The sequence below is a fragment of the Actinotalea sp. C106 genome, from assembly GCF_023630195.1.
In the GTDB taxonomy this organism is placed as follows: domain Bacteria; phylum Actinomycetota; class Actinomycetes; order Actinomycetales; family Cellulomonadaceae; genus Actinotalea.
The window spans coordinates 1-1,226 of sequence record NZ_JALPKN010000512.1; the positions used below are offsets into that span (position 1 = coordinate 1).

The following is a 1,226-nucleotide window of genomic DNA, read 5'->3' on the forward strand; positions in this document are numbered from 1 at the left end:
AGGTGGGCCGCGTCCGGCACGTCGAGCACGTCGGTCGAGTCGGCGGGGTCGGCGACCCGGAGCGCGACCCGGAGCGAGACGTTGGCGCGCATCTGCGCGTCGACCACCCCGGCGGGGCGCTGGGTCGCGAGCACCAGGTGGATGCCCAAGGACCGCCCCTGGGCCGCGAGGTGCACCAGGCCCGGCACGAAGTCGGGCAGGTCCTCGGCCATCGCGCGCAGCTCGTCGACCACCACCAGCAGACGGGGCGGCGCGGTCTGCGGGCCGAGGTCCTCGAGGGTGGCGACCCCCGCCGCCGCGAGCAGCGCCTTGCGGCGGCCGAGCTCGATCCGCAGTCCGTCGAGGGCCCGGGCGGCCTCGGTCGCGTCGAGGTCGGTCACCCGGCCGACGACGTGGGGCAGGTCCGGGCACGGGCCCAGCCCTGTCCCGCCCTTGTAGTCCACCAGGACGATCGCGAGGCGGTCGGGCGGATGGCTCAGCGCGAGACCGAGGACGAGGGACTGCAGGAGCTCGGACTTGCCTGCCCCCGTGGTCCCGGCGACGAGGGTGTGCGGACCGTCACCGACGAGGTCCACGGTCACCGGACCTGCGGCGCCGGCGCCCAGCGGTGCGGCCAGCCCGACGGCCGGTGCGGCCCACCGTGCGGCGATGTCCTCGGGGTGGTCCGGCAGGCCGAGGTCGACGAGCCCCACGCGCGCCGGCAGGTCCGCCCTGCTGCCGCGCGCGGTCTCCTCGTGCCTGTCCCCACGCGCAGCGAGGCGGCGCGCGACCCGCTCGGCCCAGGTCGCCGTACCGGCGATCACGTCCACAGCAGTCTCCGAGACGGGGCCGGTGAGCCGTCCCCGGCCCGGTCCGTCGACGTGCAGGGCCCACCGGCACCATCCCGGTACCTGCTCGGGGTGCTCGGCGAGCAGGAGCACCGCGTCCTGCGCGCGGTGCCGGTCGAGCCACCACCGGTGCAGGGCGGCCCGGGCTCGTGGGGACTGGTCGGCCACCACGAGGTGCGGTCCGGGGACGTCCACCTGCAGGACGTTCGCAGCCTCGACCGGGGTCCGGGCCACGCGGACGCGGTCGGGTCCGGGGGAGTCGTCGTTCGAGCCGCCGAGCCTCGGGGCGAGCCAGCGCGCCCAGGCCCAGTGCGGAGCGGCGGAGGCGGGGTGCAGCAGGGTGAGCACGGTGGGCCCGGCGGCGAGGGCGCCGCCGACGAGGGCCCGTCCCACGGCCCG

General features: G+C 77.5%; 1 protein-coding gene. It reads right to left on the reverse strand.

The window, feature by feature from the left end:
• Positions 1-1,226 (reverse strand): FtsK/SpoIIIE domain-containing protein (locus L0B03_RS18090; protein ID WP_250448425.1); only part of this gene is annotated, 1,226 nt, incomplete at both ends.